Raw genomic sequence first — 1381 nt, 5'->3', positions numbered from 1 at the left:
CCCGGCGGGCCCGGCAACCGGTTCGACGACCCGCCCGGCGGCTCCATAGACGGCACCGGCAGCAGCGATCCCCGCGGGCTGACGGCAGCCGAGGCGGCGCGCCGCCTGCTGCAGGACGGTCCCAACAGCCTGCCCGAGCCGGAACGGCGCACGTGGCGCCACATCGCCTTCGACGCGGCGCGCGAACCCATGTTCCTGCTGCTGTGCGGCGCGGCACTGCTGTACCTGCTGCTCGGCTCGGCGCTGGAAGGGGGCTTCCTGCTGCTGATGGTGGCGGCCACCGTCGGCATGACCCTGTACCAGGAGGGCAAGACCGAGCACGCGCTGCGGGCCTTGCGCCAGCTTGGCAGCCCACAGGCGCTGGTGCTGCGCGACGGTACCCCCCGGCGCGTCGCCGGCAGTGAGCTGGTGGCGGGCGACGTCATCCTGCTGGCCGAAGGCGCGCGCGTGCCGGCCGATGCGCGGCTGTGCGCGGCCGACGGCCTGCTGGTGGACGAGTCGCTGCTCACGGGCGAATCGGTCCCCGTGCGCAAGTTGGCCGCGCGCGGTGCAATGCCGCCGATGCGCCCCGGCGGCGAGGACCTGCCCTGGGTTTACTCCGGCACCCTGGTGGTGCAGGGCCATGGCAGCGCCATCGTGACGGCGACGGGGACGCGCAGCGAGATCGGGCGCATCGGCGATTCGCTGCGCCAGCTGGCGCCGCCGCCTTCGCCCCTGCAGCGTCAGAGCGCCCTGCTGGCACGCCGCTTCGCCGTGCTGGGCCTGGCTGCCAGCGCCCTGCTGGTGCTGGTACTGGGCCTGCGCGGTGGCGGCTGGCTGGAAGCGCTGTTGGCCGGCATCGCCCTGTCGATCTCGATGCTGCCGGAAGAATTCACCGTCGTGCTGACCGTGTTTCCCGCGCTGGGCGCATGGCGGCTGGCCCGGGCCAACGTCCTGACGCGCCGCCTGGCCGCCATCGAAACGCTGGGCGCCACGTCCGTGCTGTGCGTCGACAAGACGGGCACCTTGACGGAAAACCGCATGGCCCTGCACGCGCTGTGGTGCGGCGGCGTCGAGCTGGCGCCGGGGCCGGCGCTGCCGCCGACGCACCGCGCGCTGCTGCGCCACGCCATCCTGGCCACGCCCGAGCGCTCGCACGATCCGATGGAGCACGCGCTGCAGGCCCAGGCCGATATGCTGGACGTGCCGGCGCGGCCCGCCGGCGCCCGGCTCGTACACGAGTATGGCCTGACGGCGGCGCGCCGCGCGCTGATGCTGGCATGGCAAGGCGGGCCCGACCCGGCCATCGTGGCCGCCAAGGGTGCGCCGGAAAGCATCCTCGCCCTGTGCCGCATGGAACCGGATGAACGCGCCGCCGCACTGGCCGCCGCCGCCGGCCTGG

At 74.4% G+C, this 1381-nt stretch carries 1 protein-coding gene; it reads left to right on the top strand.

Features of this window, described 5'->3' with window-relative positions:
* Positions 1-1381: HAD-IC family P-type ATPase (locus GM672_RS27625; RefSeq protein ID WP_155473686.1), on the top strand; the 1381-nt coding region annotated here is incomplete at both ends.

It is taken from the genome of Pseudoduganella buxea (assembly GCF_009720835.1).
GTDB classification, from domain to species: Bacteria; Pseudomonadota; Gammaproteobacteria; order Burkholderiales; family Burkholderiaceae_D; genus Rugamonas; species Rugamonas buxea.
The sequence above is the reverse complement of the archived record's forward strand: the minus strand, read 5'-3'. Positions and strand labels throughout refer to the sequence as shown.